This is a genomic window from Methylobacterium sp. J-030 (genome assembly GCF_022829545.1).
Classification (GTDB): Bacteria; Pseudomonadota; Alphaproteobacteria; order Rhizobiales; family Beijerinckiaceae; genus Methylobacterium.
Genome location: NZ_JAKSYM010000130.1, coordinates 26,234 through 33,296, shown reverse-complemented (window position 1 = coordinate 33,296; position 7,063 = coordinate 26,234). Strand labels below are relative to the sequence as shown.

Annotated in this window: 2 protein-coding genes; one reads left to right on the top strand and one right to left on the bottom strand. The window is 73.1% G+C overall.

What is annotated here, in order from left to right; translation table 11 throughout:
• Positions 1 to 346 precede the first annotated feature (346 nt).
• Positions 347 to 5,641 (top strand): alpha-2-macroglobulin family protein, encoded by a 5,295-nt coding sequence (locus tag MKK75_RS07175; RefSeq protein WP_244041919.1) that lies wholly within the window; start codon positions 347 to 349, stop codon positions 5,639 to 5,641.
• Positions 5,642 to 6,052: 411 nt separating this feature from the next.
• On the opposite strand, the gene MKK75_RS07170 is transcribed toward MKK75_RS07175, so the two are convergent.
• Entirely contained in the window at positions 6,053 to 7,054 is a 1,002-nt protein-coding gene (locus MKK75_RS07170; protein WP_244041918.1) for a GNAT family N-acetyltransferase, read from the bottom strand.
• Between the last annotated feature and the right edge of the window lie 9 nt (positions 7,055 to 7,063).

Here is a 7,063-nt window from a genome sequence, read left to right as displayed (position 1 = left end):
CTCTGCGCGATCAGGGCAAGCCAGCCAAGCTGGCCCTGATCGCGGTGGCGCGCCGCATCCTCATCACCGCCAACGCGGTCCTGAAGACCAAAACGCCCTACCAAAGCCAAAACACCCCTTGACCTGCAAGACAGTCGCCGGGTCGCATTCCGCTTGCGCTGCATGCGCCCGGGAAAGGGCCGCCGGCTCGATACAGCGCCGGGCAGTCCAGCGCGACGCCTCGCCTCCGCTCTTGAACCTCACGCCTCGAAACGGCCCGCGTTGCGGCCTTCGCCGCCGGTGCTAGGCTTCCGCGCGACCGGCCCCAACGCGAATCATCGGGCTTCGGCATGCGGGGAACAGGCTGATGGCGCGGCTTGGACGGCTTGCGGGTGCCCTGGCGCTGCTCGGATGGGTCGCGGGCGCCCCGGTGCTGGCCCAGAATGTGGCCGCGCCCCGCATCGCCCAGCGGCCGGCTGCGACCGTCCCCGCCCCGGTTGCCAAGCCCTTCGTCCGGGCCGACCTCGCCAGCGCGGCGGTCCGCCTCGAAGCGGCCCTCAAGGCCGAGGCCGGCCTCGCCCTCCGGCCCGCCGGCCAGTCGCGCACCAACGGGCAGGCGCTGCTCGCCGCCAGCAAGCCGGACCAAGCTCTCATCTCCCTCGCCGCCGCCGTGGCGGCCGACCCGGCCGACATCCGCAACTGGCAGGCCTATGCGCGGGCGGCTTCGGCGGCGCAGGGCGCCTTGGAACAGAACGATTACCAAGGCCGGGCGCGCCTGCGCGAGAGGGCCGCGGCGGCCGCCTACCGGGCCTACGAGCGCGCCGGCACGGCCCCCGACGCGGCGGTGTCGCTGGCGTTGCTGGGGGCCACCGAGGCCGAGCAGGAATCCTGGCGCCCGGCCCTCGACGCCTACGCGGCGAGCCTCGCGCTCGACGAGGACGACGGCGTCCGGGAGACCTACGACACGCTGCGGGCCGAGCACGGCTTCCGCATCCTCGGCTACAAGGTCGATTCCGACGCGGCCGCCCCGCGGGCCTGCTTCACCCTCTCGGAAGCGGTGGTGCCCAAGACCGATTACGCGCCCTACGTGGCGGTGTCGGGCACGAGCGCGGCTGCCGTGACCGCGGAGGGCTCGCAGGTCTGCGTCGACGGGCTGAAGCACGGCGGGCGCTACGCCATCGTTCTGCGCCAGGGCCTGCCCTCCGCGGTGGGCGAGGATCTGCTCAAATCGGCCGATTACGAGATCTACGTGCGCGACCGCGCCCCGCAGGTGCGCGTCACCGGGCGCAACTACGTCCTGCCGCGTACCGGCCAGGCGGGTGTCCCCCTGGTCTCGGTGAACGCGCCGAAGCTCGATGTCGAAGTGCTGCGCATCGGCGACCGGGGCCTGCTGCCGACCCTGCGCTCCGAGGATTTTCTGGGCCAGCTCAGCGGCGCCACCGCCAAGTCGATCGCGGCCGAGAAGGGCGTGCGCGTCTGGACGGGCACCCTCGACACCGCCAGGGCCGAGCTGAACCAGGAGGCGGTCACCGCCTTCCCGGTTCTGCAGGCGGTGGGCAAGCTGGAGCCCGGGATCTACGTGATGCTGGCCCGGCCCTCCGGTACGGCCGCCACCGACGACGCGGGCTACGACACGCAGGCGACGCAGTGGTTCGTCGTCTCGGATCTCGGGCTCACCGCCACCAAGGGGCGGGACGGGGTCCACGTGGTCCTGCGCTCCCTCGCCTCCGCGCAGGTGATGCCGGGCGCCGAGATCCGCCTCGTCGCCCGCAACAACGAGGTGCTGGGCACGCGCACGACCGACGCGCAGGGCCACGCCGCCTTCGATCCGGGGCTCGCCCGCGGCGATGGCGGCCTGGCGCCGAGCCTCGTGGTGGCTCAGGCCGGGAGCGACTACGGCTTCCTCGACCTCAACCTCGGCGCCTTCGATCTCACCGACCGCGGCGTGAAGGGCCGGCCCGAGACCGGCGGGCTCGACGCCTACCTGTTCCCCGAGCGCGGGGTCTACCGCTCGGGCGAGACCGTCCAGCTCACCGCCCTGTTGCGCGACGCGGCCGGCGCGGCGGTGCCGGACCTGCCGCTGACCCTCGTGGTCAAGCGGCCGGACGGCGTCGAGTACCGGCGGGTCTCGGTGCCCGATCAGGGGCTCGGCGGCCGGGCGCTGCCGCTGCCGCTCCTGTCGGGTGCGATGCACGGCACGTGGCGGGTCTCGGCCTATACCGACCCGAAGGCGCCCACGCTCGGCGAGACCAGCTTCCTCGTGGAGGATTACATCCCCGAGCGGCTGGAAGTCACCCTCAAGCCCCGGCAGGCGGCGCTCCACCGGGGCGAGGCCGCGCAGGTCGATGTCGCGGCGCGCTACCTCTACGGCGCCCCGGGGGCGGATCTCGACGTGTCGGGCAGCGTCACCGTGCAGGCCGCCGCCACGAGCGGCATCAAGGGGCTGGAGGGCTATTCCATCGGCCTCGAAGACGAGGCCGTGGAGCCGGCGACGCAGGAGCTTCAGGACCACGCGACCACCAACCCGCAGGGCGGTGCCGACGTCACGGTTCCCGTTCCGCTGGTGGCGGCCCCGCGGGCGCTGGAGGCGAAGATCACGCTGGCGGTCGGCGAGCCGGGCGGGCGGGCGCTGTCGCGCAGCCTGACCCTGCCGATCCTGCCGGCCGGCCCGGTGCTGGCCCTGCGCAAGGGCTTTTCCGAACTTCAGGACGGCGGGATCGCGGGTTTCGACGTGGTGCTGGCGAGCCCGGAGGGATCGCTCCTCGCCCGGCCGGGGGTGAGTTGGACCCTGTCGCGGGTCGATCAATCCTACCAATGGTACCGGGCGGACGGGCGCTGGTCGTTCGAGCCGGTCAAGACCACCAAGCGCGTGGCCAGCGGCACGGTCGATCTTCGCGCCAACGGCCCGAGCCGGATCGAGGCGCCGGTGGGACTCGGCCGCTACCGGCTCGATGTCTCGGCGCCGGGCGCCCCGGAGGCGAGTGCCAGCCTCGGCTTCGATGTCGGCTGGGGCGGATCCCAGACGGCCGAGGCGCCGGATCTCCTCGACCTGACCCTCGACAAGCCCGCCTACGCGGCCGGCGACACCCTGCGGGCCAAGCTCAGCCCGAAGTTCAAGGGGCAGGCCAGCCTGATGGTGGTCAGCGACCGGGTGCACGAGACCCGGGAGGTCAGCGTGCCGGAGGGCGGCGCCACCGTGACCCTGCCGGTGAAGGCCGAGTGGGGGGCGGGCGCCTATCTGATCGCCACCGCCTACCGGCCCCTCGATCAGGCGGCCAAGCGCCTGCCGGGCCGGGCGCTGGGTCTGGCGTGGTTCTCGGTGGACCGGGACAGGCGCAGCCTCGGCGTCGCCGTGAAGGCGCCGGAGCGGGCGCGCCCGCGCCAGGACCTGACCCTGCCGGTCCAGCTCACGGGGCTGAAGCCCGGCACGCCTGCGCGGATCACCGTGGCGCTGGTCGATGTCGGCATCCTCAACCTCACCCGCTACGCGGCGCCGGACCCGACCCAGTACTTCCTCGGCCAGAAGGCGCTCGGGCCGGAACTCCGCGACCTCTACGGCTACCTGATCGACGGCATGCAGGGCTCCGTGGGCGCGATCCGCTCCGGCGGCGATGCGGGCGGCGGCGAACTCGCCGACGCCCCGCCGACCCAGGCGCCGCTCGCCCTCTATTCCGGCGTCGTGACCGTGGGGCCGGACGGGGCCGCCAGCGTCACCTTCCCGCTCCCCGCCTTCAACGGCACGGGCCGCGTGATGGTCACCGCCTGGAGCGGTGACCGGGTCGGACAGGCCCAGGCCGACGTGATCATCCGCGATCCGGTGGTGCTCACCGCCACGCTGCCGCGCTTCCTCGACGCCGGCGACCGCTCGCGCCTGTTCGTGGCCCTCGACAACGTCGAGGGACCGGCGGGCGACTACACGGTCGACCTGAGCCCGACCGGGCCGGTGGTGGTCGGGGCCAGCGCCCTGCGCCAGACGTTCCGGCTGGAGGCGGGCGCCAAGGGCCAGTTCGCGATCCCGCTCACCGCGGCGGGGCCGGGTACGGCCCGGCTCGACCTCGCCTTGTCGGGGCCCGGCCTCGCGAGCCCGCTGAACCAGAGTTTTGCCCTCGGGATCGCGCCGGGGACCAGCACCCTGCTGCGCCGCTCGGTGCGCAGCCTCGCCCCCGGGGCGGCGCTGACGGTCACGTCGGACCTCATCGCCGACCTGCTGCCCGGCACCGGCAGCGTCTCGCTCTCGGTCACGCCCTTGCCGGGTCTCGACGTGGCGGCCCTGCTCCAGGCGCTCGACCGCTACCCCTACGGCTGTTCCGAGCAGGTGGTGAGCCGGGCGATGCCGCTGCTCTACGTCAACAAGCTCGCCGCGCTGGAAAAGCTCGCCCTCGACGCCGGCGTGGACGACCGCGTGCGCGAGTCGGTCGAGCGCCTGCTCGCCCGCCAGGATTCGAGCGGCGATTTCGGCCTGTGGTCGGCGCAAGGGTCGAGCGACCTCTGGCTCGACGCCTACGTGACCGATTTCCTCACCCGGGCCCGGGAGCGCGGCTTCGCGGTGCCGCAGAAGGCCTTCACCCAGGCGCTCGACTACTTGCGCAACGCGGTGGCCAACGCCTCCGAGGTGCGCAATGGCGGCGCGGACCTCGCCTACGCGGCCTACGTGCTGGCCCGGAACGGCCGCCCGGTGATGGGCGACCTGCGCTACCTCGCCGACACCAAGCTCGCCGACTTCTCCTCCGCCCTCGGGCGCGCGCAGCTCGCCGCCGCGCTCGCGCTCCTCGGGGACCGGGGCCGGGCCGCCCGGGCGATGGACTCGGCGCTCACCGTGCTGCGCGGCGAGCGCGACAAGGGCGTCTACCGCGCCGATTACGGCTCCCGCCTGCGCGACGGGGCCGGGCTGATCACGCTGGCGGCCGAGAGCGGGCTGGCGCCGGGCGCCCTCGGCCCGGTTGCGGCGGTGTTCGGCGAGGAGCAGCAGACCGAGCGGGCGACGAGCACGCAGGAGAATGCCTGGATGGTGCTGGCCGCCGAGAGCCTGTCCAAGGAGGCGGACGCCCTGTCGTTCAGCCTCGACGGCGCGCCGCAGACCGGGACGCTCGCCCGGGTCTACCGGGAGGCGCGCTTGGCGGAACGCGGCGTGCAGCTGGTCAATAGCGGCCGCGGACCCGTGCAGGTGGCCGTGACCGTCAACGGCAATCCCCTGACGCCGGAGCCGGCGGCCGCGCAGGGCTACACGGTGGAGCGGAGCTTCCACCGGCTCGACGGCAGCCGCGTCGATCCGGCGGCGGGCCTGCGCCAGAACGACCGGCTCGTGGTGGTGCTGAAGGTCACCGAGGCCAAGGCGGAGGCCGCGCGCCTGCTGCTGGTCGATCCCCTGCCGGCGGGCCTCGAGATCGACAATCCGAAGCTGCTGGACGCCGACGTGCTCCAGGGCCTCGCCTTCACGAAGTCGGACGTGCAGCCGGTCCACACCGAGTTCCGCGACGACCGGTTCGTGGCGGCCTACGACCGCGACCCGAGCCAGTCAGCCTTCTTCACCGTGGCCTACACGGTGCGGGCGGTCTCGCCCGGCACCTACGTGCACCCGGGCGCTACCGTGGAGGACATGTACCGCCCGGCGCGCTTCGGCCGGACCGCCACCGGGAGCGTGACCGTGGGGGCGGCGAAGTAACGGCCGAGTCCGCTGCTCATACCGAACCTCGATGAACCTGACGCGTCGAGGTTCGTCCGCGTGAAGGCGCGACGGCGGTCGTCCGCCGGGCGCGGTGTCTCGACCCTGGGTCGGGACCACCGCAACGTGGTATCGGACGCCCACAAGCTCGAAGCGCTGGGGCCCGGGGGCCTCGAGGACGATATCGATCGCGCTCTCCCTCGCTCCAGCGCGCATCCCAACCGGGACCGGAGGCGTGCCTGCGGGATTGGAGAAGGCCGGGTGCGACAGTTCGACGAGCGGGATCGGCCTGTCTGTCGGGAGGGGCTCGGCGTCGAGGTCTTGGCTTCCCGTGCGATCTCGGCCAATCGGCGGACGGCGCTCCCGGCGATGGGCGCGGGTTGGGTCAAAGGGGCTGGGGCGGCCCGCCCCTCACCCCGCGGGCGCGAAATGCCCCCGGTAGCGTGCGCCGATCGTCTCTACCGGCAGCGTCACGAACACGTCCGTCGTGCCGAACTGCCGGTCGATCACCGCACCGTCGCCAAACGTCGCGCCGAGGCGCAGGTAGCCCTTGATCAGGGGCGGCAGCGTCTGCAGGGCGGCCTTGGGATCGACCGCCTCCTTGGGCAGCCGGTCCATCGCCACCGCGCGCTCCGGCAGCGGACGGACCCGCCAGCCCTCGGGCGCGCGGGCATGGTGGTGCAGGAAGGCGAGCGGCAGCGCCAGTCGGTCCGGATCGGTGCCCTCCAGGCTGGCGCAGCCGATCAGCGCATCGATCCGATGGTGCAGGATGTAGGCGTAGATCCCCTGCCACAGCAGCTCGACGGTGCGCTTGCCCCGGTAGGGCTTGAGCACGCAGGAGCGGCCCAGCTCCAGGATCCGTTTGTGCCCCTGTGCGGCGAGGAGCGGCGCGAGGTCGTACTCGCCCTCGGAATAGAAGCCGGCATGGCGCTCGGCCACGTCGCTGCGCAGCAGGCGGTAGGTCCCGACCACCTTGGGCCGGTGCTCGACGAACGGCTTTTTCCGCTTCGGCGGGGTGTGATCGAGGACGAGGAGGTGGTCGCAGATCGTGTCGTAGCCGTCGACGTCCCGGCGCGACAGGGCCGCGAGCCCGGAGGGCACCGCCGACATCTCCTCGTAGAACACCTTGAAGCGCAGGCGCTGCGCCCGGCGGATCTCGGATTTCTTCCGGGCCAGCCGCACTTCGAGGTTGCCGATGCGGCCGAGGCTGCGCCGCTCGAACGGCTCGGGCAGCCGGATCGCCTGCTCGGCCGAGAGCACGTCGGCGATGCCGGTGGGGCCGCCCTCAAGGCCGCGCAGATGCGCGTGGCGGCGGCGCAGCTTCGCGATCGGAGCGCCGACGCCCCATTGCACGCCCTTGTGCCACCCGGCACCGAGCGCGCTGTAGGCTCCGCGTGCGAGATTGGCCACCATGATCCGGTT

Excerpts from the sequence above, each read along its gene's own strand:
- MKK75_RS07175 (WP_244041919.1), top strand. The coding sequence starts at position 347 with ATGGCGCGGCTTGGACGGCTTGCGGGTGCCCTGGCGCTGCTCGGATGG.
- MKK75_RS07170 (WP_244041918.1), bottom strand. The coding sequence starts at position 7,054 with ATGGTGGCCAATCTCGCACGCGGAGCCTACAGCGCGCTCGGTGCCGGG.